Origin of the sequence: Aquabacterium parvum (genome assembly GCF_001447195.1) — a bacterium.
Classification (GTDB): Bacteria; Pseudomonadota; Gammaproteobacteria; order Burkholderiales; family Burkholderiaceae_C; genus Aquabacterium; species Aquabacterium parvum.
Map to the genome: position 1 here is coordinate 22,436 of NZ_LFRI01000415.1, position 22,916 is coordinate 45,351.

Here is a 22,916-nt window from a genome sequence, read left to right on the forward strand (position 1 = left end):
GGCAATTTACCGCATGGCCCGCATCTGCGCGTTGGTGAGCACCCGACGCCCTGCCCCACCCTCTCGGGCTTCGTGCAACAAGGCCCTCGCCACCTGCCTCACGTGCACGGGTCGATGACTCTCGGGGATCAGAAAGCCCAGGGCCTTGGCCAGCATCAACCCGATGCGCTCTGCCGGGCGAGATTCAAGGCGATCGCCGTCGAGCAAAGAAGGTCGCGCGATGAGCAGCTGTTCGAAGCCGATCGCCGAAACGGCATCTTCCAGCTCACCTTTGACGCGGTTGTAGAACACGCGCGACGAGGACGACGCGCCGAGCGCACTGACCAGCAGGAAGCGTTTCGCGCCTTGCGCGTGCGCCATGCGCGCGATCTGCAGCGGCGCTTCGAAATCGACCTGGCGGAAAGCCGCTTGCGAACCGGCTTGGCGGATGGTGGTGCCCAAGGCGCAGAAAACGGTGTCGACCTGGAAAGTGGCTGGCTCCCGATCAAGCCGCTGGAAGTCGGCTTGGACGGTTTGAAAGCGAGAGCGTTGCGACGGGCTGATGGCGGGCGCCTCGGCAGCCAGGCCGCCGAGCATGGCGTCCAGCGTCAGGGGGCGGCGCACCAGGGCGCGGACCCCGGTGACGCCTTCGTCCTGCAGGCAGGCTTTGACGGCTTCACGCCCGACCAGTCCGGTCGCACCTGCGATCAACACGGTGCCCAGGGCACCGATGGCGGGGGATTCGCTCATGGCAGGCTCCTTTTGCGTGGTCTTGCAGGCAGCCCGCTCAGAAGTCCCAGCCCATGGGCTTGAGCAGCTCGGCCGTCTCATACAGCGGCAGGCCCATGATGCCACTGTGGCTGCCATCGATGTGTTTCGTCCAGGCGCCCGAGCGGCCCTGGATGGCGTAGGCGCCGGCCTTGCCGAACGGCTCGCCTCCCGCCACGTAGCGCTCGATCTCGGCGTCGTCGAGCTCACGCCACGTCACGTGCGAGGTGCTGAGCATCAGGCGCCCGTGCACGCACACGGAAGTCAGCACGCGGTGTCGGCAGCCCGAAAGGCTGCGCAGCATGCGCATGGCGTCGGCGGCATCTGCGGGCTTGCCCAGGATGGTGTTGCCCAGGGCCACCGTGGTGTCGGCACACAGAACGGGGCCGAGCGGCCACGCCTGCGGGTCGCGACAGAAGCGGGCCTGCAGGCGCGCCATCGCCGCCTGCCATTTGGCGCGGGTCACGCGTTGCACGTAGTCCTCGGGGGATTCGCCCGCCTGCTCCGCCTCCAGGGCCTCTGCGTCTTCGTCGGCATCGGGCAGGAGCAAGGTGTGGCGCACGCCGAGCTGGTCCAGCAGCTGGCGTCGGCGCGGGCTTTGCGACGCCAAGTAGAGCCAGGGGCCACCTTCGCGGGCGAGTTCGGCGGCGGTTGGAGAAGATGGGCTCATGTGCGTGCTCGTTTTGCGCCCGTTGAGCTGCGACAACCGCTCGCTGGCTCGCCCAGGCAGGCAAGCCCAGCCCGGGCGCGGCATTCAGGCGCGGTGATAAGGATGGTTGTGGCGCAGCGACCAGGCGCGGTAGACCTGTTCGAGCAACAGCACACGCGCCAAAGCGTGCGGCAGGGTCATGTCGGAGAGGCGAATGGCTTCATCGGCCGTTTGCTTGAAAGCCGGGTCGATGCCGTCAGCACCGCCGATGATGAGGGCGACGTCGCGGCCGTCGTGCTCCCAGGCCTCTGTGCGCTGGGCGAGTTGCACGCTGGTCAGGCGCGTGCCGCGCTCGTCGAGGATGACGCGCCGCGTGCCTTTGGGCAGGGCCGCCTCCATGCGGGCGGCCTCGGCCTGCATGATGGCGGCCACGGGCTTGCCCTCACGTGGCTCGGCCTTGACGGCCTTGACCTCGACCCGCCAATCGGGCGGGAAGCGCTTGAGGTAGTCCTCGCAGGCCTCCTGTGCCCAGTCGGGCAGGCGCTGGCCGATGGTCAGCACGGTGCACTTCATGGGCTTGGGACCTGCTCAGGCGTCAACACTCGTCAAGGCAATGGGCTCGGTGGACCGCTCAGCGTGCGGTCTTGCGAGCGGGGGCCTTCTTGGCCGCCACCTTTTTCGCGGCGACCTTTTTGATGGCGGGCGCCTTGGTGCCTGCCACCTTGCGAGCCACGACCTTGCGGGCGGGTGCCTTGGCCGCGGGCTTCTTGGCTGTCGGGGCGTTGACCACCAGCTTGGTGGCGACCTTCTTGGCTGCCACCTTCTTGGCGACCACTTTCTTGGCTGCAACCTTGGTGGCAGCCTTCTTGGCGACGGGCTTGGATGCAGCCTTGGGGGCGGCCTTCGGAGCCGGTGCAGCCTTCTTGGCGGCGACCTTCTTGGCAGCAGGCTTCTTGGCGGGCTCCGGCTTGGTGGTGGCGGCCTTGCGCGCGGAGGTGGTCTTGCCGGAGGCCTTCTTGGGCTTGACCGGCGCCTCATCGGCTTCTTCCATCGGCTCGGAGGCCTTGACCAGGCCGGATCGGGTCGCCTTGGCCTTGAGGGCCACGGGTTTGTCGCCCCAGATCTCTTCGAGTTGGTAGTACTGGCGGATGGCCGGCTGCATGATGTGGACCACGGCCGCACCGCAGTCGACGATGATCCATTCGCCGTTCTCTTCGCCCTCGGTGCGCATCACCTGGAAGCCGGCGGCCTTGACCGCCACCCGGACGCTGGAGGCCAGCGCCTTGGTCTGGCGGTTGGACGAGCCGGAGGCGATGACCACGCGCTCGAACAGCGGCGAGAGGTGCTCGGTGTTGAAGACGGCGATGTCTTGTGCCTTGACGTCTTCGAGACCGTCGACGATGACGCGTTGCAGTTTGCGGATGTCCATTCAGCGTGGGTCGCCCGGGGCGTAGAGTTGATGGTTGGCAATATAGCGCGCCACGCCTTCGGAAAGCAGCGTGGGCACCAGCGATTCAGGTGTTTCCCCCCGGGTCAGCCGGGTGCGGATGTCGGTCGAGGACACCGCGTGCGGCGCCATCGGCAAAGGATGCATGCGGTGCGGCTGCGCGGCCAACTCGGGCGGGCAGGCGGGCTGCGAACCGAGATTCGCCCCCTCGCGCGTGGCCACGGCCAGTGTGACGCGCGCCAGCAATTCGGTCCAGCCCTGCCAGGTCGGCAGGTTCAGGTACTGGTCCAGCCCGATGATGAGGCACCACTCGGTGACATCGGGGTGAGCGGCTTGCAGGGCCCGCACGGTGTCGAGCGTGAAAGACGGCCCTTCGCGGTCCACTTCGATGCGGTCGACCGTGAAGCGCGGCTCGTGCGCCACCGCGCGCTCGACCATGGCAACACGGTGCTCCGCGGTTGCGAGCCGGCGCGCCTTCTGCCAAGGCTGCCCCACAGGGACCCAGCGCACCTCGTCGAGGCGCAATGCGATCAGGGCCGATTCGGCCAGCGCGACGTGGGCCACGTGCACGGGGTCGAAGCTGCCGCCCATGATGCCCACGCGTCGGCCAGCGAGGCCTGGTACAGCCCCGGCACCCTGCCCGGCCGCAGTCAGCGGGGCACCAGCCGGGGCAGACGCGGTCGCCGAGGGCATCGAGGAAGGGTTCGCGGCGGACAAGTCGCTCAAACCCAATCCCGCGGCGGCAGGAAGTCGGTGTACAGACGGGCCTCGGGCGTGCCGGGCTCGGGGCGCCAGTTGTAGCGCCAGTTCACCACTGGCGGCATCGACATCAGGATGCTCTCGGTGCGCCCGCCCGACTGCAGACCGAACAGGGTGCCACGGTCCCAGACCAGGTTGAACTCGACGTAACGGCCCCGGCGGTAAGCCTGGAAGTCGCGCTCGGCCTGGGTGAAGGGCTCGCTGCGGCGGCGCTGGAGGATGGGCAGGTAGGCGTGGACAAAGGCATCACCCACCGAGCGGATCAGGTCGAAACCGCCCTGCTCGCCCAGCTCGGAGACGTCATCGAAGAAGATGCCGCCCACGCCACGCGCCTCGTTGCGGTGCTTGAGGAAGAAATACTCGTCGCACCAGGCCTTGTAGCGCGGGTGCAGCTCGGGGCCGAACGGCGCCAGCGCGTCCTTGCAGGCCTGGTGGAAGTGGCGGGCGTCTTCTTCGCGGCCGTAGTACGGCGTGAGGTCCATGCCACCGCCGTACCAGGCCACCACCGTGCCGTCAGGGCGATGGGCGGCCAGCATGCGCACGTTCATGTGGACCGTCGGCACGTGCGGGTTGCGAGGGTGAAACACCAGCGACACGCCCATGGCCTCGAATGGGCAGCCGGCCAGCTCGGGCCGGTGCTGCGTGGCCGAAGGCGGCAGCTTCGGGCCCTTGACGTGCGAGAAGTTGCAGCCGCCGCGCTCGAGCACGTTGCCTTCTTCGACGAGGCGAGAACAGCCATCACCTTGCAGGCGCTCTTCGGGGCCGCGCGCCCAAGCGTCGCGGACGAAGGGCTTGCCATCCTCTGCCTCGAAGGCGGAGATGATGCGGTCCTGCAGGTCAAGCAGGTAGGCGCGAACGGCGTCGGTGTGCTGGGTGGTTTGGCTCAAGGCGGGCCTCCGGTCGGGTCAGCGCTTGATGGCGCGCCAGCCGATGTCGCTGCGAAACTGCATGCCCTCGAACTGGATGCCATGCAGGTACTCGTAGGCGCGCTGCTGGGCCAGCTTGGCCGAGTCGCCCAGGGCGGTCACGCACAGCACGCGGCCACCGCTGGTGCGCAGCACGCCGTCTTCGCCCAGGGTGGTGCCAGCGTGGAAGACCATCGCGTCTTCGGCGTCGGCTGGCAGACCGGTGATGGCCTGGCCCTTTTCCGGGTTGAGCGGGTAGCCGCCAGCCGCGATGACCACGCCGAGAGCAAAGCGACGGTCCCACTGCAGCTCGATCTGGTCGAGCGTGCCGTCCGTGGCATGCAGCATGACGTCGATGAGGTCGCTCTTGAGGCGCATCATGATCGGCTGGGTTTCGGGGTCACCCATGCGGGTGTTGAACTCCAGCGTCTTGGGGTTGCCTTGCGCGTCGATCATCAGGCCGGCGTACAGGAAGCCGGTGAAGGGGATGCCGTCCTTGGCCATGCCCGCCAGCGTCGGCTGGATGATGTCCTGCATGGCTTTGGCGTACACATTGGGCGTGACCACGGGCGCGGGCGAGTAGGCACCCATGCCACCGGTGTTCGGGCCTTCGTCGGCATCGAGCAGTCGCTTGTGGTCCTGGCTGGTGGCCATCACGGCCACGTTCTTGCCGTCGGCCATGACGATGAAGCTGGCTTCTTCGCCGGCCAGGAACTCTTCGATGACGACGCGCGCGCCGCCCTCGTTGTGCTGCACGCCCAGCTTGTTGTCCAGCAGCATGAAGTCGATCGCTTCATGCGCTTCCTGCAGGCTCATGGCCACGACCACGCCCTTGCCGGCCGCCAGGCCGTCGGCCTTGATGACGATGGGTGCGCCATGCTTGTCCACGTAAGCGTGCGCAGGGGTGGCGTCGGTGAAGGTCTCGTAGAAGGCCGTGGGGATGCCATGGCGCTTCATGAAGCCCTTGGCGAAGGCCTTGGAACTCTCGAGCTGGGCTGCCTTCTTCGTGGGGCCGAAGATGCGCAGACCACGGGCGCGGAACTCATCGACCACGCCGGCGGCCAGCGGCGCTTCGGGGCCGACCACGGTCAGGGTGATCTTGTTGGCTTCGGCGAAGTCGGCCAGGGCCTTGACGTCGGTGAGAGGCACGTTGACCAGGCGGGCGTCGCGGGCGGTGCCGCCGTTGCCCGGCGCCACGTAGACCTTCTGGGCCTTGGGCGACTGGGCCAGCTTCCAGGCGATGGCGTGTTCGCGGCCGCCGGAGCCGATGACGAGGATGTTCATGGTGGTGTCGGGTTCAGGAGATCAGTTCAGTTCGGCGTTGTGATAGACCTCCTGGACGTCGTCCAGGTCTTCCAGCACATCGAGCAGCTTCTGCATGCGGGCGGCGTCGTCGCCGCTGAGCGCCACGGGCGTGTCGGCGCGCATGGTCACCTCGGCCAGCTCGGCCTTCAGGCCCGCGCCTTCCAGGGCCTTTTGCACGGTCTCGAAGTCGGCCGGTGCGCTGAGCACCTCGATCGAGCCATCTTCGTGGGTGATCACGTCTTCGGCACCGGCTTCGAGCGCCACTTCCATGATCTTGTCTTCGCTGGCACCCGGGGCGAACAGGAACTGGCCGCAGTGCTTGAACTGGAAGGACACCGAGCCGTCGGTGCCCATGTTGCCGCCGTATTTGCTGAAGGCGTGCCGGACTTCGGCCACCGTGCGCACGCGGTTGTCGGTCATGGTGTCGATCATGATGGCCGCACCGCCGATGCCGTAGCCCTCGTAGCGGATTTCTTCGTAGGTGACGCCATCGAGGTTGCCCGTGGCCTTGTCCACGTTGCGCTTGATGTTGTCGGCCGGCATGTTCGCCGCCTTGGCCTTTTCAATGGCCAGGCGCAGGCGCGGGTTCATGTTGACGTCGGCGCCCCCGGCACGGGCCGCCACGATGATTTCACGGGTGAGACGGGTCCAGATCTTGCCGCGCTTTTCGTCCTGACGGCCTTTGCGATGCTGGATGTTGGCCCATTTGGAATGACCGGCCATGGTGCGGTGCTCCGGAATTGATGTGTGATTGGGGTGTCAACGACAAAACGCACGCCGGCGGGGTGTCCAGGCGCGCGTCTTGGTCGGTGTTTGCCCAGTTTTCCTGGGCGATACTTGGATTTTATCCTGCGAGCGCCCGTTCCCGGACGGAAGGCCAAAGGATTGCAGACTGCGCGCCCTGCCGGAGCACACATGACCGACCCCATCCTCGTCGCCGCCCATGGCGAAACCCAGTGCCACCTGCTGCCCGCCCTGGCCAACCGCCACGGCCTGATCACCGGCGCCACCGGCACCGGCAAGACCATCACGCTGCAAAAGCTTGCCGAGGGCTTCAGCGCCATCGGCGTGCCCGTGTTCATGGCCGACATCAAGGGAGACCTGACGGGCATCTCGCAAACGGGCAAGCTCAGCCCCAAGGTGGCCGGCATCCTGCAAGAGCGCGGCCTGGCCGAGCCCGAACCCACCGCCTGCCCCACCACCCTGTGGGACGTCTTCGGCGAGCAGGGCCACCCCGTGCGCGCCACCATCTCCGACATGGGCCCGCTGCTCCTGGGCCGCATGCTCGACCTCAACGATACGCAGCAGGGCGTGCTGCAACTGGTCTTCAAGATCGCCGACGACAACGGCCTGCTGTTGCTCGACCTCAAAGACCTGCGCGCCATGCTGCAGCACGTCGGGGACAACGCCAAGACCTTCACCACCGAGTACGGCAACATCAGCCCGGCCAGTGTGGGCGCCATCCAGCGCGGCCTGCTGCAGGTCGAGGAGCAAGGCGGCGACCGATTCTTCGGCGAGCCCATGCTCGACATCGCCGACTTCATGCAAACCGTTCGCGGCAAGGGCGTCATCAACATCCTGGCGGCCGACAAGCTCATGAACGCGCCGCGCCTGTACGCCACCTTCCTGCTGTGGATGCTGTCCGAGCTGTTCGAGACCTTGCCCGAGGTGGGCGACCTGGACAAACCCAAGCTCGTGTTCTTCTTCGACGAGGCCCACCTGCTGTTCAAGGACGCGCCCTCGGCGCTGATCGAGCGCATCGAGCTGGTGGTGCGCCTGGTGCGCTCCAAAGGCGTGGGCGTCTATTTCGTGACGCAGAACCCGCTGGACGTGCCCGAAACCGTGTTGGGCCAATTGGGCAACCGCGTGCAGCACGCGCTGCGCGCCTTCACCCCGCGCGACCAGAAGGCCGTCAAGAGCGCCGCCGAAACCATGCGCGCCAACCCGGGCCTGGACATCGCCACGGCCATCACCGAGCTGGGTGTGGGCGAAGCCTTGGTCAGCCTGTTGGATGACAAGGGCCGCCCAGCGGTGACCCAGCGCGTGTTCGTGCTGCCACCGGGCAGCCAGATCGGCCCGATCACGTCCGAGCAACGCACCAAGCTCCTGACCGACTCCCTGGTGGCGGGCGTCTACGAAAAGACCGAAGACCGCGAATCGGCCTACGAGCGGCTCAAGGGCCGCGCGGCTCCGTCGGCCAACGCCCCGGCGGGCAACGGAGCTGAACGAGGCGCCGCATCAGGCCGCGAACGGAGCATGGCCGAAGAAGCGGCCGATGCGGTCAAGGGTGGCACCGCAGGGGGCGCCCGCGACGCGGCCAGCTCGGCCGGCGGCGGTTGGCTGGGTGATGTGGCCGACGGCATGCTCAAAGGCAGTGGCCGCAAAGACTCCATCCTGGAGACCGTGGCCAAGTCGGCCGCCCGCACCATCGGCTCGACGGTGGGGCGCGAAATCATCCGAGGCGTTCTGGGCTCGCTGCTCGGGGGCAGCCGCCGTCGCTGAATGACGCCCCACCCAGGGGTGGGCCAGCATGCTTGCGGCCCGCTTGCGTCCGGTTCAGCGATGGCCGTACCAGCCGTCGTCGTCATCGCGACCACCGCGGCGGTCCCAACCTCGGTCGTCGTCACGTCCATCGCGGTAGCCCTCGCGGTACCCATGGTGGTAGCCACGGTGATAACGGTGTTTGCCTGCCCACCAGCCATGGTGGTCGCGGGCGTGGCGGTGCCCCGAGTGGTAGCCGGGGTACCCCACCTGGTAAACGGGCTGCGGCGCCACCACCACGGGCGGGGCAATGATCACGGGCGCAGGGCCGTACAAGCCACGGGGCGAATTGGAAATGGTCGTGCCGACCCGGCCACCACCGTGTGAAGGGGCATCCACATTGACTGCCCAGTACACGCCACCGGCCTGTGCGGCAGACACGCCCCCAGCCAGAACGGCCAGGGCGGCAACACGTTGAACGATGCGAACGAGGGAAGAGGTTTGCATGATGGTCTCCTGTGAGACCTCAACGGCCCGCGCCCTCAGGACGACGACAGCCTTTTGTAAAGCTGTGTGCGTCCTTTGTGAGCAGACGTGAGCAGTCGTGCGCGAGCCCAGTCGCAAGACGCACCCACCGCGCTCAATGGTGGTGATCTGAGCGGGCGATGGCCAACAGCCGCTCGACCTCGGCGGGATGCTGACGCAGGTTCATGCGATGCCACATGCCGATGACCAGCATCGACACCGCCACCACGACCCCGAAGGCAGAAATCGCGCCGTACGCCGACAAGCCTGAGTTGGTCAGCGCTGCGTACATGAACCCCAGCAACAGGATGCAAGCCTGCTCGTTGAAGTTCTGCACAGCGATCGAGCGCCCCGCCCCCATCAGGTTGTGCCCACGGTGCTGCAGCAACGCGTTCATCGGCACGACCAGGAAGCCGCCAAGCCCGCCCAGCAGGATCAGGAAAGGCACGGCGATCACGATGTCGGTCAAGAAATTCATGCCCAGCACCAGCACGCCCATCGCCACCCCCAGCGGGATGACGGCCGTCGCTTTATCCAGCTTCATCTTGACCGAAGCGACCACGGCGCCCACCGCCGTGCCAATGGCCACCACGCCGACCAAGGCAGAAGCCTTGGTGGTGTCGTAGTGCAGCGCGACACCCGCCCAAGCCAGCACGATGTAGCGCAAATTGCCAGAAACGCCCCAGAACAGCGTCGTCGTGGCCAGCGAGATCTGACCGAGCTTGTCCTGCCACAGGCGGCGGTTGCAGCCCCAGAAATCGCGAGCCAGCTCCAGCGGGTTGGAGGCAAAGGGCTGCAGCGGGGCATCGGTGCGCGGGATGCGCAGGTTGAACCACGCAGCGATCGCGTAGAGCAGCACCAGCGTGGAGATGGCCGCCTCGGCCGGCGTGTCGATGCCGCAGTCGAACCCAGGCAGGTCGATGGCCAGCAGGTGGGGCGCAACGTGATGACCCATGAGCTGGCCGCCCAGCACCACACCCAGGATGATGGATGTGATCGTCAGGCCCTCGATCCAGCCATTGGCCTTGACCAACTGAGAGGGGGGCAGCAGCTCGGTGAGGATGCCGTACTTGGCGGGCGAGTACGCCGCCGCGCCCAGGCCCACCACCGCGTAGGCCATGAGCGGGTGGCTGCCGAACAGCATCATCAGGCAACCCACCACCTTGACGGAGTTGGACAGGAACATGACCCGCCCCTTGGGCAGGGCGTCGGCGAAAGCGCCCACGAAGGGGGCCAGCACCACGTAAAAAAGCGCAAACATGGGCACCAGCGCCGCAGGCTGCCAGGCCGGCGCCCCGCTGGACTTCAGCAATTCCACCGCCGCGACGAACAAGGCGTTGTCGGCCAGCGAGCTGAAGAACTGCGCCGCCATGATGGTGTAGAAGCCTTTTTTCATGCGCGCAGTCAGGGGTTCACGAGGGTTCCAGTCAAACGTCGGCTGCCGGATCGGTCAGGGAGTGTTTCTCAACGCGTCCGATCAAGGCAGCGGGTTATAGCATGCCGGCCTGTTGCACAAGGCGGTCCAAACGGCAGAGCGCGCGCATCAACGGCGTCAAACAGGGATCAAAACCGGTGCCCGGCACGCACCACGAACATGGCTGGCAAAATCCCGTCCCATGCCGCGTCCGCTAGAAGCCCTGATCCACCTCGATGCCCTCAGGCACAACCTCGTCCGCACCCGCGAATGCGCCCCGGATGCGCGAATCTGGGCGGTGGTCAAGGCCAACGCCTACGGTCACGGCCTGGAGCGCGCCTTCGAAGGCCTGCGCGCAGCCGACGGCTTCGCGCTGCTGGACATCGCCGAAGCGCGCAAGTTGCGCGAGATGGACTGGCGCGGCCCCATCCTGCTGCTCGAAGGCGTGTTCGACGCACGCGACCTGGAGTGGTGTTCGCGCCTGGACCTGTGGCACGTGGTGCACTGCGAACAGCAGATCGACTGGCTGGCGCAGCACAAAACCGAGTGGCCCCAGCGCGTTTTCCTCAAGATGAACACGGGCATGAACCGCCTGGGTTTCACGCCACAGGCCTTTCGCAATGCCTGGCTGCGCCTGAGCGCCCTGCCCCAGGTCGACGAGGTCTCGTTCATCACGCATTTTTCCGATGCCGACGGTCCACGGGGCATCGCCCACCAAGCCGAGGTCTTTCACCACCACACGGCCGATCTCAGCGGCGAGCGCAGCCTGTGCAACAGCGCCGCGACCCTGCGACACGCCCACGATCCGAAAATCCGGGGCGATTGGGTTCGCCCAGGCGTGATGCTCTACGGCGCCTCGCCCGACCACCCCGAGCACGATGCCGATCACTGGGGCCTGCAGCCGGCCATGACACTGCACTCCAAGCTGATCGGGGTGCAGCACCTGCGCGCTGGTGACACCATCGGCTACGGCAGCCGCTTCACCGCGGAGCAAGACATGCGCATTGGTGTGGTCGCCTGCGGTTACGCCGACGGCTACCCCCGCCACGCGCCCGACGGCACGCCGGTGCTGGTCGACGGCGTGGTGACCGGCGTCGTCGGACGCGTGTCGATGGACATGATCACGGTGGACATCAGTCACATCCCCCAAGCCGTGATCGGCACCGAGGTGACCCTGTGGGGACGCGGTCCGCACGGCAGTTCGCTGCAGATCGACGAGGTGGCGCGGCACGCCGGCACCATCGGCTACGAGCTGATGTGCGCCCTGTCGCCACGGGTGCCGGTGCAGGCCATCGACGCCCATGGCGCGGCGTGAACCTTGCTTGCCCGGGCGCCCTATCCAACACAAGAAGAACCCCGCATGATGGACTCCGACTCCCAACGCCACCAACTGCGCATGACCGTGCTCATGACGCCGGACATGGCCAACTTCTCCGGCAACGTGCACGGTGGCACCATCCTCAAGCTGCTTGACCAGGTGGCCTACGCCTGCGCCGCACGCTGGGCTGGCTGCTACGTCGTCACCTTGTCAGTGGACCAGGTGACCTTCCGCCAGCCCATCCATGTGGGCGAACTGGTGACCTTCCTGGCCTCCGTGAACTACACCGGCAACTCGTCGATGGAGATCGGCATCAAGGTCGTGACCGAGAACATCCGCACCCAGGTGGTGCGCCATGCCCAGAGCTGCTTTTTCACCATGGTGGCGGTCGATGATCAATCGCGTCCCACGGCCGTGACCCCGCTGACGCCCAGCACCCCTGACGAGAAGCGCCGCTTCGAGGCGGCCAAGTTGCGTCGTCAGCTGCGCCAGGAACTCGACCGGCGCTTTCGTGCCATCCAGAGCAGTGGCGCCGACCCGGCCGCGTCGACCCCCCAAGCCGCTGATGGCGACACCCAGGCCTGAGGCATGGCGCGAGACAAGACCCTGTTCGTCTGCCGCGAGTGCGGCGGCACCAGCCCCAAGTGGCTGGGCAAGTGCCCGCATTGCAACGCCTGGAACACGCTGGACGAGGCCCGCGCCGAGCCCACGGGCGGCAAGAACCGCATGCAGGCCATGGCGCGCGGCCTCAACGCCGCGCAGCCCGTGACCACGCTGTCGGACATCGAAGCGGCCGAAGTCTCGCGCACACCCACCGGGCTGGAAGAGCTCGACCGTGTGTTGGGGGGTGGCATCGTGGCGGGGGGCGTCGTGCTGATCGGGGGCGACCCGGGCATCGGCAAGTCGACCCTGCTGCTGCAGGCGCTCGATGCCTTGTCACGCCAGATGAAGGTGCTCTACGTCACCGGTGAAGAAAGCGGCGCCCAGGTGGCGCTGCGCGCTCACCGCCTCGGGCTCGATGGCTCGAAGGTGCGGGTGCAGGCCGAGATCCAGCTGGAGAACATCATCGCCACGCTGGAGGCCGAACAGCCCTCGTTCTGTGTGATCGACTCCATCCAGACGCTGTTCTCGGACCAGCTGAGTTCGGCACCGGGCTCGGTCGCCCAGGTGCGCGAATGTGCCGCTCACCTCACGCGCGTGGCCAAGGCATCGGGCTGCACCGTGGTGCTGGTGGGCCACGTCACGAAAGAAGGCTCGCTGGCTGGCCCGCGCGTGCTCGAACACATCGTCGACACGGTGCTGTATTTCGAGGGCGACACGCACAGCAGCTTCCGGCTGGTGCGCGCCATCAAGAACCGCTTCGGCGCGGTCAACGAGATCGGCGTCTTCGCGATGACCGACAAGGGCCTCAAGGGCGTCACCAACCCCAGCGCCATCTTTTTGTCCACGCACAGCGAGCCGGTACCGGGCTCCTGCGTGCTGGTCACGCTCGAAGGCACGCGGCCGATGCTGGTCGAGATCCAGGCGCTGGTCGACAGCGGCGGCCCCAGCCCCCGGCGCCTGAGCGTGGGCCTGGAGCGCGACCGCCTGGCCATGCTGCTGGCCGTGCTGCACCGCCACGCAGGCATGGCCTGTTTCGATCAGGACGTGTTCGTCAACGCGGTGGGCGGCGTGCGCATCAGCGAGCCGGCGGCCGACCTGGCTGTGCTGCTGGCGATCCAGAGCAGCCTGCGCGGCAAGCCACTGCCCAAGGGCTTCATCGCTTTTGGCGAAGTGGGCCTGGCCGGTGAGGTGCGCCCCGCCCCACGCGGGCAGGAGCGCCTGAAGGAGGCCGCCAAGCTGGGCTTTTCGGTGGCCATCGTGCCCAAGGCCAACGCCCCCAAGAAACCCATCGAGGGGCTGACCATTCACGCGGTCGATCGCATTGAAGAAGCGATCGACCGGGTGCGCGAACTCTGAACCCGCCTCATGCGGGCCGAACCCGTGCAGGCCACGCCGGCTTGCACGCAGTCCTGGTTGGTCAGCCTTCTTCGTTGGCCGACTTGCACTCGGCTTCAGCCGGGTTGACCGAGCAACGCACCTTCTTGATCACCGACAGGCCGCGCTTGTCGTACACGCCCTGGCCCAGGATGGCCAGGCGCGACTCCTGCAGCATGGTGTTGTACTGGCGGGTCTGGTCGGCGCTCAGGTCGATCCAGGCGCTGCCGGGGATGCTGGCGTCGGCGTTGCCGATCAGGGCCATGGCGCGGTCGAACTGACCGGCCCAGTAGCCGCGCGACTTCTCGCCGAAGCCGGCCGGGAACTTGGCGGGGTTGAGCACCACCTGGTAGGTCAGGATCATCAGCGGGAAGCGCGCGATGCCGCCCTTGGCGCCCAGCCCCTTGTTCAGTTCAAGCGGTTTGTAGGCCAGCGTGGGCGCGGCGATCATGTCCAGGCCGCCCGAGTTGAACTGGGTGGCGAAGTTGTTGATGTCGGCCGACACGGGCTGGGCCTTGATGCGCTGGATCATCAGCGACTGGGCCTTGTCGTGGTCGAACGAAGCGATCTTCTTGCCGGCCAGGGCTTCGACGGTGTTGATGCTGCGGTCGCGCACCATCGGGTAGGCCGCGCCGAACGGGAAGATGCCGCCGACTTCCGTGCTGCCTTGGGTCATCAGGCCGGCGGCCTGGGGGGCGGCAAACGTTTGCACGACCTTGCGCACCACGTCGTAGCTGGCGGGCATGTCGATCTTGCCGTCACGGATGACGGTGGTCGCGCCCAGTGTGTCGATGGAAGCGGCCACACCGTTGAACTCACGGGTGCGGAATGCCGTGGCCATCAGCGCGTCGCACTGGCCCGAGCGGAAGTCGGCCGTGGCCGTGGCTTCGTTGTTGTAGGCCTTGAGCTCCAGGCTGGCGCCCTCCTTCTGCATGGCCAGGGCGTAGTCCTTGGCCATGTTGTAGGCGTCACCGGTGGCGCCGACGATGTCGAAGACACAGACCTTTTGGCCAGCGTGGGCAGACAGCGAGCAGGCGATCAGGGCCAGGGCAGCGCCGGTGCGCAAGGCAAAGCGTTGGGGAGCATGTTGAGCGTTCATGGGATCTTCTCTCCGGTTTGGAAACGAAGCCGCGATCCTAGGAACGCCTCCCGGGAGCCTGTAACGACTTGCTGCGATGTCTCGCCATGCGCAAGCCGCGCCTCCCTGGGAAGGCTGCCCCGGCTCGACAACTGTCACGACCGCACACACATCGCCAGCGCCTTGTGACAACAGCCCGTTCGCGCGTGGGCAGCCTCAGCCTCGGCGCACCACCGGCACCACGTCACAGGTGCCAAGTCACCGGCGCAACATCTGCTTGAGCTTCAAACCGGTGGCGGCCAACACACCGAAGTACACGACCGCCGCCGCCACCAGGCAGGCCGCCAGCAGGCCGATGCGCACGAAGGGCTGGGCACGCAGCCCGATCCAGTCGATGTGCGTGGCGGCCCACCACATGCCCACGCCCAGCAGCGCGGTGGCCAGCACCACCCGCAGGGCAAAGCCCAGCCAGCCAGGCGCCGGGTCGTAGCGCCCGGACTTCTTGAGCCCGCGCAACAGCCAGGCCGCGTTGACCAGCGAAGCCAGACCGATGGACAAGGCCAGGCCAGCTTGCTGGAACATCGGCACGAAAACCACGTTGAGCACCTGCGTGAGCACCAGCACCGCGATGCCGATGCGCACCGGCGTGCGGATGTCCTGCGCGGCGTAAAAGCCCGGCGCCAGGATCTTGATCGACACCAGGCCCATCAGGCCCACGCCATACCCCATCAACGCCCGCACCGTCTGCGCGACGTCGGCATCCTGGAAGGCCCCATAGTGGTAGAGCACCGCCACCAGCGGTGTCGGAAAGACGAGCAGCGCCACGGCGCACGGCAGCGCCAGCATCACCACCAGGCGCAGCCCCCAATCCAGCAGGGCTGAAAACTGCTTCGTGTCGCCCCCCGCCTGCGCCCGCGAGAGCTGCGGCAACAGCACCACGCCCAGGGCCACGCCCAACATCGCGGTGGGGAACTCCATCAAGCGATCGGCAAAGGTCAGCCAGGACACAGCCCCGGCCCCCAGGTGCGAGGCGATCTGCGTGTTGACCAGCAGCGACAGCTGCGCCACCGACACGCCCAGCAGCGCCGGCGCCATCTGACGCAGGATGCGGTGCACGCCGTCGTGGTGCCAGGCCTTGCGCAGGCCGCCCAGCGTCAAACCGATGCGCGGCAGCACGCCCCGGCGGCGCAGCGCCGGCACCTGGATGCCCAGCTGCAGCACCCCGCCCAGCATCACGCCGATGGCGACCGCCAGCACCGGATCGAACCCCCAGCGGCGAAACAGCGGCGCGCCCAGCACCGTCGCGGTGATGACCGACACATTGAGCAGCACGGGCGTGGCCGCCGGCACGGCGAAGTGCCCCCAGGTGTTGAGGATGCCCGCGCTCAAGGCCACCAGCGACATGAAACCGATGTAGGGAAACATCCAGCGCGTCATCAGCACGGCCATGTCGAAGCCGCCGCTTTCCTGCAGGCCAGAGGCCATGAGCCAGACCAGCACGGGCGCGCCGATCACGCCCAGCACCGACACCACCAGCAGGGCCCAGAACAGCACCGTGGCCACGGCGTCGATCAGGCCTTTGGTGGCCTCTTCACCTTGCTTGACGCGCGTTTCGCCCAAGATGGGCACGAAAGCCTGCGAAAAAGCCCCTTCGGCGAACAAGCGGCGCAGCAGGTTGGGAATGCGAAACGCCACCTGGAAGGCGTCGGTGGTGGCGCTGGCCCCGAAGTACGAGGCAAAGAGCTGCTCGCGAACCAGGCCGGTGATGCGCGACGCCAGGGTCAGCAGGGAGACGATGGAGGCGGATTTCAGCAGGCTCATGGCCCATTATAGGAAGCGCCCCCGGCACAACTTGTCGCCTGGGCACAGCCGTGGTAGACTCTGCGGTTCTTTAAACCTGCCGCTTTTGCGCGGGTGCGAATCGAGGCAGCCGAATGGTTTGGCGATCTCGGGCATCCACAAAAGTGTTGCGCGCTGGTTCACCAGCGCAATGAGCTCACCATGGCATCTGCATCCAAAGCCAAGAAGACCGTCCGCATCGCCTCCGGTCGCAAGCGCGTTCGCCAGGACGTCAAGCTGAACGCCGCCAACTCGGCCCTGCGCTCGAAGTTCCGCACCGCCATCAAGGGCGTGCTCAAGGCCGTCAAGGCCGGCGACAAGACCCAGGCCGCTGCCGCCTTCAAGACCGCTCAATCCGTGATCGACTCGATCGCCGACAAGGGCATCTTCCACAAGAACAAGGCCGCTCGCCACAAGAGCCGCCTGTCGGCCAAGATCAAGGCCATCGCTGCCTGATCTGTCGCCTGACGGCAAACGGGGCTGACGAGCCCCGGACACGACAAAGCCCGCGCAACGCCGTTGACGCGGGCTTTTTCTTGGGGGCTCGCGCCCTGCCCTCACCCACGTGGGGCGTCAGGCAACAAACAAGCTTCGAGCACCTGCAACTCGTTGTCGCGGGCGAAGTTCATGACGAAGTCCCAGGCCATGGGTTCAAGGTCGCGCAAGGCTTCGTTGACGACCACGCATTTGACGTTGTCCACGCTGGTGGGGACGCAGTAGGGCGAATAGCCGATGTGGGCCAGGGGGCCCGACATGCCACCTGGCTTGAAGCAGGACATGGCGCCGGCGAGGCGCTCTGCCCAGTCGCTGGGGCGAAAGGTGCGGCCCTGTTGGGTCAGGCCCAGGATGAAGACTTCTCGGGGTTTGGGGGTGCGTTCTGGCAATGAGGGCGTCGACACGGTGGCGCTTCCGACGTGCTGTTCAATGGGTGAATTGACAGGCGCAGGGCCAGATTGTGTCTGGCGTCTGCGGGGAACCAGCAGGGCAGACCGCGGGTAGCGGACTGCCACACTGGGTGATGGCCACCTCCCGGATCGATGGGACTCGGGTGTTGCCATGCGGACAGGTCGTGATTGTCGCGGATGCGAAGGCCTGCTGCAACTTGGATGCCAGCAATCCAAGGGCATTGCGGGGTGGGCGCCACTTCACGGGCCCGTGCGGCGCCCCATTTCGCGACCGGCGGGCACCGCCGAACCCAGGGTTCGCACCAGGGCGGACGCCCGATATTGCATAGAATGTTTGGTCCCACACCTCACCGAGCCACGCTCATGAACGCCCCAGTCAACGCCATGCCCCATGTGATGCCCACCTATGGCCGTCTGCCCGTCGCCCTGTCGCACGGCCAAGGCGCCGAAGTCTGGGACACCGAGGGCCGACGTTACCTGGACGCGCTCTCCGGCATCGCGGTCAACACGCTGGGGCACAACCACGCCAAGTTGGTGCCCGCCCTGCAGGACCAGGTCAGCAAGATGATCCACTGCTGCAACTACTACCAGGTGCCGCTGCAGGAAGAGCTGGCCCGCCTGCTGGTGGAGCGCTCGGGCCTGACCAACGTCTTTTTCTGCAACTCGGGCCTGGAAGCCAACGAGGCCGCGCTGAAGATCGCACGCAAGTTCGGCCACGACAAGGGCATCGACCGCGCCGAGGTGGTGGTCTACGAGAAGGCCTTCCACGGCCGCTCGATCGCCACGCTGTCGGCCACGGGCAACCCCAAGGTGCACGCCGGCTTCGAGCCGCTGGTCGAAGGCTTTGTGCGCGTGCCGCTCAACGACATCGAGGCACTTGAAGAAGTTGCCCGCACCCGCCCGAACGTGACGGCGGTGTTCCTGGAGGTGATCCAGGGCGAAGGCGGCATCAACCCGGCTCGCGTCGAATACCTGCAAGCCATCCGCGCCTTGTGTGACAAACAAGGCTGGCTGCTGATGCTCGACGAGGTGCAATGCGGCATCGGGCGCACCGGCAAGTGGTTCGCGCACCAGTGGGCCGGCATCCAGCCGGACGTCATGCCGCTGGCCAAGGGCCTGGGCTCGGGGGTGCCGGTGGGCGCGGTGGTGTGTGGCCCCAAGGCGGCCGATGTGCTCAAGCCGGGCAACCACGGCACCACCTTTGGCGGCAACCCGCTGGCCATGCGCGCAGGCGTCGAGACCATCACCATCATGGAAGAAGACCAACTGCTGGCCAACGCCCAGCACGTGGGCGAGCACCTGATGGGCGCCCTGCGCCGCGAGTTGGCCAACGTGGCCGGTGTCACCGAGATCCGTGGACAGGGCCTGATGATCGGCATCGAGCTGGACCGCCCCTGCGGTGTCATCCTCAACCGCGCGCTCGACGCGGGGTTGCTGCTGAGCGTGACGGCCGACAAGGTCGTGCGCCTGCTGCCGCCGCTGATCTTCACCCCGGCCCACGCCGACGAGCTCGTCGCCACCCTGGTGCCGCTCATCAAGCAGTTCCTTGCCGAGCCGAAGGCCTGAGCCGTCCGCCCCGCCCCCAGCTCCAACAGACACCCACGCGCCATGAAGCCCGGAAACAGCCTGATCAAGCACTACCTGCAGTTCAAGGACCTGCGCGCCCCGGAGTACGAGTACCTGTTCCAGCGCGCGGCCAGCATCAAGCAACGCTTCAAGAACTACGAGAAGTACCAGCCACTGTCGGACCGCACGCTGGCCATGATCTTCGAGAAGGCATCAACGCGCACGCGCGTGAGCTTCGAGGCCGGCATGTACCAGATGGGTGGCTCGGTGGTGCACCTGACCACCGACGGCAGCCAGCTGGGCCGCAGCGAGCCGATCGAGGACAGCGCCCGCGTGATCTCGCGCATGGTCGACATCGTGATGATCCGCACCTACGAGCAAGCCAAGATCGTGAAGTTCGCGGCCAACTCGCGCGTGCCGGTCATCAACGGGCTGACCAACGAGTACCACCCCTGCCAGATCCTGGCCGACATCTTCACCTACATCGAGCACCGCGGCTCGATCGCCGGCAAGGTGGTGGCCTGGGTGGGCGATGGCAACAACATGGCCAACACCTGGCTGCAGGCGGCCGAGTTGCTGGGCTTCACGGTGCACGTGAGCACGCCCAGCGGCTACGAGATCGACCCCGAGGTGGCCGGCATCTCGAACCCGGGTTGCTACAAGGTCTTCAAGGACCCGATGGACGCCTGCCGTGGCGCCCACCTGGTGACCACCGACGTGTGGACCAGCATGGGCTTCGAGGCCGAGAACGAGGAGCGCAAGAAGGCATTTGCCGACTGGTGCGTGGACGCCGAAATGATGGGCGTGGCCGCAGCCGATGCGCTGTTCATGCACTGCCTGCCAGCCCACCGTGGCGAAGAGGTCGAAGCCGAGGTGATCGACGGGCCGCAATCGGTGGTTTGGGACGAGGCCGAGAACCGACTGCACGTGCAGAAGGCCCTGATGGAGTACCTGCTGCTCGGCCGCATCGGCTGAGCAGGCTCAGAACCGGTAGGCCAGGCGCAGGCCACCCCAGTGGCGACCCTGCACCGTGATGGGAGCCGAGGCTTCCTTGAGCAGCACGAACTTGCCGCCCCCCATGTCCCGACGGTAGGTCTGCAGCAGGAAGGCTCGCGTGTTGCGGGCCGAGGCCAGGCCTGTGCGGTCATTGAAGATGCGACGCCAGCGGCTGTTGGCGGTGTTCCAGACCACGTCGCCCGGCCGTTGCGGATGGCAGTAGACCTTGTTGTGGGTGGAGATGTAGCCGTTGCGGTCTGCCGCGATGCAGAAGACCACCTCGGGCAGGGCCTTGAGGGCCGCTTCCTGCAGAGGCGGGAAAAGCTCGTCCGTCAGGGCGTTGAACAGGGCGCTGTGCTGCGCGGGGTTGCTGCCGGCCAGGGGCTGGTAGCGCTCGTCAAACAGCTGCGTCAGGCTGATGCGCCCTGAGCCCAGTGCCTGCTCCAGGCGTTCGGAGATTTGTCCGGCCACTTGCTGGGCCAGCTGGATGTAGGGGGTGTCGGCGGTTTCAACGCCGCAGGTGGCGATGACCTCCATGAGCCGCTCGGAGACGCCCAGCACGCGCTCGCTGCGCTTGGAGGCGTCGGCCAGGGCGTCTCGCACGGTCTGCACCTCCTGCCCCATGCCATCGACTTGCGCCTGGATGCCTTGGCTCAACCCCACGCTGGCGCTGGCGGCCGCGACGATGCGCTGCACGGCGCTTTCGGCCCCCATCAGGGCCAGGTGCACCTGCCGATCCTGGTCGGCCTTGGCGTCCACCGGCACGTCAACGCGCAGGTCCTGAGCCAGCGACTGGATGCGTTGGTCCAGCGAGGCCACCGTGCTCATGATGGCCTTGGAGATGGATTCGACCTGGGTGGACAGGTCTTTGACGGCGTCGGCGACGACCGAAAAGCCCAGCCCCGCCTCGCCAGCGCGCTTGGCCTCGACCGAGGCGTTGAAGGCCACCAGCCGTGTCTGCAAGGCCACCTGGGTGATCTGGCTGGCCGCCTCGGAGACCTGCTTGAGGGTGCTGACCACCCCGGAGACCTCCAGGCCCACGTGCTCGACGCTGGCGCGGGCGCGCTGCATGGCCTGCTGGCTTTGGGCGGTTTCAGACTGGATGCGTTGCTGCGCTTGCGCGATCTGGTGCGCCTGCGCCTGCAGCTGGCTCAGCGCCGTGGTCTGACCGGTGGCGATGGCGGCGCAGTCGTCGAGGGCGCCGCGCAATTGCGCCGCCTCGAGCCCCAGGCCGCTGCAGTCCCGCTGCAGCACCTGCGCGAGCGCATAAACGGATTCGGCCCCTTCCAAGCGCATGGGCTCGGCAGAGACCGCTGGCGCAACCGATGCCACGGTTTCGCGCTTTTTGAACAAGGCCAACATGGGCACCCCTCTTCAGAAGGGAGGCCATCGCCCGAGGGAGCAGAAGCTGGCGGGCTTCAGGTCACCACTCTCGGAGCTTGACGCGCAGCCGGGCGATGGATTGGCTGTGCAGCTGGCAAACACGCGATTCGGTCACGCCCAGCACGGCGGCGATTTCCTTGAGGTTCATGTCCTGCTCGTAGTACATGCTCATGACGTACTGCTCGCGCTCGGGCAGGTTCTTGATGGCTTCGACCAGAGCATGGCGCATGCGGTGGTCTTCGAGCAAGCTCAACGGGTCGTTGCCTTCGTCGGTGACGTGGCGATCAAGGTAGTCGTTGTCGCCATCTTCGCCGCTCATGTCTTCCAGGTAGATCAGCTGGGTGCCGCGCACCTTGCCGAGCATCTCCTGGTACTCGGTCAGCGCCATGCCCATTTCCTTGGCGATCTCGCTTTCCTGCGGGGCGCGGCCGAGTTTTTGCTCCAGGCTGTGCACGGCGCGTTCGATGTCGCGCTGCTGCTTGCGGGTGCCCCGGCTGAGCCAGTCGGCGCCGCGCAGTTCGTCGAGCATGGCGCCGCGGATGCGCTGGGTGGCGAAGGTCTCGAACTGCACCCCCTGCCCGGCGTCGAAGCGGGTCAAGGCGTCGGTCAGGCCGATCATGCCCACCTGGATCAGGTCGTCGATTTCGACGTTGGCTGGCAGCTTGGCGATCATCTGGTGGGCCAGGCGCCGCACCAGCGGGCTGTACTGGCGCAGCATCGAGTCGACGTCGAGACGGCCTTTGGCGGTGTACGTGCTGGACATGCTGGGCTCCATGAGCATCTTCAGTTGAGTACGGGTGACACGCGGGCAGGCAGGGCTGCACCGGGCGACAACAGGTGGTCGAAAGCGGTCTCGCCCAAGGTGTGGGGCAAGGCGCAGCGCAGCAGGCCAGCGGCCAGCTCCATGAAGCGGGCGTCGGGGTCGATCGAGGCGGGCTCGAAGGGGTCCAGGCGCAGGGCGACGCGTTGCGCAGCCCCTAGGAACTGGTCCGAGCACCGCGCGAGTCGACGGATGACTTCGTCGGCCTGCTGGCTGCGACGCGGGGCGCACATCAGCAGGTCATAGGCCATCCAACCTCCTCGCTGGCTGAGCACCTTGACGGCCGCGTAGGCGTCGGTCAGGCCTTCGGCCAGGTCGTTGGTGAAGACCAGGGGGCGCAGGTTGTGGCCTCGGCAGCGGTCGCCAAAGATGCGCACCAGCTCGCTGGCGGAGGCGTGCAGCAGGACCACGTCGCTGCGCGCGGAGGCGTCGGCCAGCTCGTCGAGCAGGGTCGAGCAGGAGCCTCGGGCGTCGGCGAACTTCAGGGGCAGGCCCCGCGCGGCCATGTAGCTGACGTGCTCCGACAGGCGCTCGATGCCTTCGGAGAGGTCGAACTCGGCGAGCTCGCTGGGCGCCCTCGCCTGCTCGCCCGCATCGACGACCAGGGTGCTCAGGCCACAAGCGGCGTAGGCCGCGCACAGGCGCTCGAGCACCAGGCCACCGGCGCTGGAGCGGGTGTTGGCCACCACCGGGATGAAGCGCAGCACGCGGGCGGCGAACATCTGGCGCAGGCCCTGGGCCTGGTCAACAGGCTGGGCTGGAGAGGCAGAACGCACGGGTCGGACCATGGAGGGCGGCTCGG

General features: G+C 67.0%; 23 protein-coding genes. 7 read left to right on the plus strand and 16 right to left on the minus strand.

What is annotated here, in order from left to right; all coding sequences use genetic code 11:
* Positions 1–6: 6 nt before the first annotated feature.
* The 8 genes from ABG80_RS16815 to ABG80_RS16850 form a co-directional block, all read right to left on the minus strand.
* A complete protein-coding gene (locus ABG80_RS16815; protein ID WP_058088778.1) occupies positions 7–729 on the minus strand; it encodes an NAD(P)H-binding protein in 723 nt (240 codons plus the stop codon).
* Between the two features lie 37 nt (positions 730–766).
* On the minus strand, positions 767–1,417 hold the full coding sequence (locus ABG80_RS16820) for a Maf family protein (protein WP_058088868.1): 651 nt from the start codon (positions 1,415–1,417) through the stop codon (positions 767–769).
* Positions 1,418–1,501: 84 nt separating this feature from the next.
* Positions 1,502–1,969, minus strand: a complete 468-nt coding sequence (gene rlmH, locus ABG80_RS16825) for a 23S rRNA (pseudouridine(1915)-N(3))-methyltransferase RlmH (protein ID WP_058088779.1) — start codon at positions 1,967–1,969, stop codon at positions 1,502–1,504.
* A 58-nt stretch (positions 1,970–2,027) separates the two neighbouring features.
* The gene (gene rsfS, locus ABG80_RS16830; RefSeq protein ID WP_058088780.1) at positions 2,028–2,825 is read right to left on the minus strand and encodes a ribosome silencing factor; all 798 of its coding nucleotides are present in this window, start codon (positions 2,823–2,825) and stop codon (positions 2,028–2,030) included.
* Entirely contained in the window at positions 2,826–3,536 is a 711-nt protein-coding gene (gene nadD, locus ABG80_RS16835) for a nicotinate-nucleotide adenylyltransferase (RefSeq protein ID WP_083506217.1), read from the minus strand.
* 29 nt (positions 3,537–3,565) lie between these two features.
* Positions 3,566–4,489: an oxygen-dependent coproporphyrinogen oxidase gene (gene hemF, locus ABG80_RS16840; RefSeq protein WP_058088781.1), complete on the minus strand. Its 924-nt coding sequence runs from the start codon at positions 4,487–4,489 to the stop codon at positions 3,566–3,568.
* A gap of 18 nt (positions 4,490–4,507) precedes the next feature.
* Positions 4,508–5,791, minus strand: coding sequence for a phosphoribosylamine--glycine ligase (gene purD / locus ABG80_RS16845; RefSeq protein ID WP_058088782.1), 1,284 nt, complete (start codon positions 5,789–5,791; stop codon positions 4,508–4,510).
* A gap of 21 nt (positions 5,792–5,812) precedes the next feature.
* Positions 5,813–6,535 (minus strand): YebC/PmpR family DNA-binding transcriptional regulator, encoded by a 723-nt coding sequence (locus tag ABG80_RS16850; RefSeq protein WP_058088783.1) that lies wholly within the window; start codon positions 6,533–6,535, stop codon positions 5,813–5,815.
* A 192-nt stretch (positions 6,536–6,727) separates the two neighbouring features.
* Here ABG80_RS16850 and ABG80_RS16855 point away from each other — a divergent pair, with 192 nt between their 5' ends.
* On the plus strand, positions 6,728–8,314 hold the full coding sequence (locus ABG80_RS16855) for a helicase HerA-like domain-containing protein (protein WP_058088784.1): 1,587 nt from the start codon (positions 6,728–6,730) through the stop codon (positions 8,312–8,314).
* Between the two features lie 54 nt (positions 8,315–8,368).
* On the opposite strand, the gene ABG80_RS16860 is transcribed toward ABG80_RS16855, so the two are convergent.
* Both ABG80_RS16860 and lplT read right to left on the minus strand, forming a co-directional pair.
* The gene (locus ABG80_RS16860) at positions 8,369–8,800 is read right to left on the minus strand and encodes a hypothetical protein (RefSeq protein WP_058088785.1); all 432 of its coding nucleotides are present in this window, start codon (positions 8,798–8,800) and stop codon (positions 8,369–8,371) included.
* 133 nt (positions 8,801–8,933) lie between these two features.
* A complete protein-coding gene (lplT, locus tag ABG80_RS16865) occupies positions 8,934–10,214 on the minus strand; it encodes a lysophospholipid transporter LplT (RefSeq protein WP_058088786.1) in 1,281 nt (426 codons plus the stop codon).
* 220 nt (positions 10,215–10,434) lie between these two features.
* On the opposite strand from lplT, the gene alr reads away from it, so the two are divergent.
* Genes alr through radA form a run of 3 tightly spaced genes read left to right on the plus strand, consistent with a single transcriptional unit; the run spans position 10,435 to position 13,509 of the window.
* A complete protein-coding gene (gene alr / locus ABG80_RS16870) occupies positions 10,435–11,547 on the plus strand; it encodes an alanine racemase (protein ID WP_058088787.1) in 1,113 nt (370 codons plus the stop codon).
* 45 nt (positions 11,548–11,592) lie between these two features.
* Positions 11,593–12,135, plus strand: a complete 543-nt coding sequence (locus ABG80_RS16875; protein ID WP_058088788.1) for an acyl-CoA thioesterase — start codon at positions 11,593–11,595, stop codon at positions 12,133–12,135.
* 3 nt (positions 12,136–12,138) lie between these two features.
* Complete coding sequence (radA, locus tag ABG80_RS16880; protein WP_058088789.1) at positions 12,139–13,509, plus strand: DNA repair protein RadA; 1,371 nt, start codon at positions 12,139–12,141, stop codon at positions 13,507–13,509.
* Between the two features lie 61 nt (positions 13,510–13,570).
* Here radA and ABG80_RS16885 read toward each other — a convergent pair whose 3' ends face one another.
* Positions 13,571–14,626, minus strand: a complete 1,056-nt coding sequence (locus ABG80_RS16885; protein WP_235513913.1) for a putative solute-binding protein — start codon at positions 14,624–14,626, stop codon at positions 13,571–13,573.
* A 237-nt stretch (positions 14,627–14,863) separates the two neighbouring features.
* A complete protein-coding gene (murJ, locus tag ABG80_RS16890; RefSeq protein ID WP_058088790.1) occupies positions 14,864–16,426 on the minus strand; it encodes a murein biosynthesis integral membrane protein MurJ in 1,563 nt (520 codons plus the stop codon).
* Positions 16,427–16,606: 180 nt separating this feature from the next.
* Between murJ and rpsT the strand changes: the two genes are divergently transcribed.
* Entirely contained in the window at positions 16,607–16,900 is a 294-nt protein-coding gene (rpsT, locus tag ABG80_RS16895; RefSeq protein ID WP_058088791.1) for a 30S ribosomal protein S20, read from the plus strand.
* Between the two features lie 101 nt (positions 16,901–17,001).
* Here rpsT and ABG80_RS16900 read toward each other — a convergent pair whose 3' ends face one another.
* Positions 17,002–17,343 carry a DUF3579 domain-containing protein gene (locus ABG80_RS16900; RefSeq protein ID WP_235513914.1) on the minus strand — a complete coding sequence of 114 codons (342 nt, stop codon included), beginning with the start codon at positions 17,341–17,343 and terminating at the stop codon, positions 17,002–17,004.
* Between the two features lie 369 nt (positions 17,344–17,712).
* Here ABG80_RS16900 and ABG80_RS16905 point away from each other — a divergent pair, with 369 nt between their 5' ends.
* Together ABG80_RS16905 and argF are read left to right on the plus strand one after the other, a co-directional pair.
* On the plus strand, positions 17,713–18,915 hold the full coding sequence (locus tag ABG80_RS16905; protein ID WP_058088792.1) for an aspartate aminotransferase family protein: 1,203 nt from the start codon (positions 17,713–17,715) through the stop codon (positions 18,913–18,915).
* A gap of 42 nt (positions 18,916–18,957) precedes the next feature.
* Complete coding sequence (gene argF / locus ABG80_RS16910) at positions 18,958–19,890, plus strand: ornithine carbamoyltransferase (protein ID WP_058088793.1); 933 nt, start codon at positions 18,958–18,960, stop codon at positions 19,888–19,890.
* Positions 19,891–19,896: 6 nt separating this feature from the next.
* On the opposite strand, the gene ABG80_RS16915 is transcribed toward argF, so the two are convergent.
* From ABG80_RS16915 to ABG80_RS16925, 3 genes are all read right to left on the minus strand, one after another.
* Entirely contained in the window at positions 19,897–21,273 is a 1,377-nt protein-coding gene (locus tag ABG80_RS16915; protein WP_058088794.1) for a methyl-accepting chemotaxis protein, read from the minus strand.
* A 61-nt stretch (positions 21,274–21,334) separates the two neighbouring features.
* Positions 21,335–22,057 carry an RNA polymerase sigma factor FliA gene (locus ABG80_RS16920; RefSeq protein WP_058088872.1) on the minus strand — a complete coding sequence of 241 codons (723 nt, stop codon included), beginning with the start codon at positions 22,055–22,057 and terminating at the stop codon, positions 21,335–21,337.
* Positions 22,058–22,077: 20 nt separating this feature from the next.
* Positions 22,078–22,902 carry a P-loop NTPase family protein gene (locus ABG80_RS16925; protein WP_160322578.1) on the minus strand — a complete coding sequence of 275 codons (825 nt, stop codon included), beginning with the start codon at positions 22,900–22,902 and terminating at the stop codon, positions 22,078–22,080.
* Positions 22,903–22,916: the final 14 nt, after the last annotated feature.

Coding starts and splice junctions, on each gene's coding strand:
- ABG80_RS16905 (WP_058088792.1), top strand. CDS start 17,713: ATGAACGCCCCAGTCAACGCCATGCCCCATGTGATGCCCACCTATGGC.
- ABG80_RS16820 (WP_058088868.1), bottom strand. CDS start 1,417: ATGAGCCCATCTTCTCCAACCGCCGCCGAACTCGCCCGCGAAGGTGGC.
- ABG80_RS16815 (WP_058088778.1), bottom strand. CDS start 729: ATGAGCGAATCCCCCGCCATCGGTGCCCTGGGCACCGTGTTGATCGCA.
- ABG80_RS16855 (WP_058088784.1), top strand. CDS start 6,728: ATGACCGACCCCATCCTCGTCGCCGCCCATGGCGAAACCCAGTGCCAC.
- ABG80_RS16915 (WP_058088794.1), bottom strand. CDS start 21,273: ATGTTGGCCTTGTTCAAAAAGCGCGAAACCGTGGCATCGGTTGCGCCA.
- ABG80_RS16860 (WP_058088785.1), bottom strand. CDS start 8,800: ATGCAAACCTCTTCCCTCGTTCGCATCGTTCAACGTGTTGCCGCCCTG.
- purD (WP_058088782.1), bottom strand. CDS start 5,791: ATGAACATCCTCGTCATCGGCTCCGGCGGCCGCGAACACGCCATCGCC.
- rpsT (WP_058088791.1), top strand. CDS start 16,607: ATGGCATCTGCATCCAAAGCCAAGAAGACCGTCCGCATCGCCTCCGGT.
- rsfS (WP_058088780.1), bottom strand. CDS start 2,825: ATGGACATCCGCAAACTGCAACGCGTCATCGTCGACGGTCTCGAAGAC.
- lplT (WP_058088786.1), bottom strand. CDS start 10,214: ATGAAAAAAGGCTTCTACACCATCATGGCGGCGCAGTTCTTCAGCTCG.
- rlmH (WP_058088779.1), bottom strand. CDS start 1,969: ATGAAGTGCACCGTGCTGACCATCGGCCAGCGCCTGCCCGACTGGGCA.
- murJ (WP_058088790.1), bottom strand. CDS start 16,426: ATGAGCCTGCTGAAATCCGCCTCCATCGTCTCCCTGCTGACCCTGGCG.
- alr (WP_058088787.1), top strand. CDS start 10,435: ATGCCGCGTCCGCTAGAAGCCCTGATCCACCTCGATGCCCTCAGGCAC.
- ABG80_RS16875 (WP_058088788.1), top strand. CDS start 11,593: ATGATGGACTCCGACTCCCAACGCCACCAACTGCGCATGACCGTGCTC.
- ABG80_RS16850 (WP_058088783.1), bottom strand. CDS start 6,535: ATGGCCGGTCATTCCAAATGGGCCAACATCCAGCATCGCAAAGGCCGT.
- ABG80_RS16925 (WP_160322578.1), bottom strand. CDS start 22,902: ATGGTCCGACCCGTGCGTTCTGCCTCTCCAGCCCAGCCTGTTGACCAG.
- radA (WP_058088789.1), top strand. CDS start 12,139: ATGGCGCGAGACAAGACCCTGTTCGTCTGCCGCGAGTGCGGCGGCACC.
- ABG80_RS16885 (WP_235513913.1), bottom strand. CDS start 14,626: ATGAACGCTCAACATGCTCCCCAACGCTTTGCCTTGCGCACCGGCGCT.
- nadD (WP_083506217.1), bottom strand. CDS start 3,536: ATGCCCTCGGCGACCGCGTCTGCCCCGGCTGGTGCCCCGCTGACTGCG.
- argF (WP_058088793.1), top strand. CDS start 18,958: ATGAAGCCCGGAAACAGCCTGATCAAGCACTACCTGCAGTTCAAGGAC.
- ABG80_RS16920 (WP_058088872.1), bottom strand. CDS start 22,057: ATGTCCAGCACGTACACCGCCAAAGGCCGTCTCGACGTCGACTCGATG.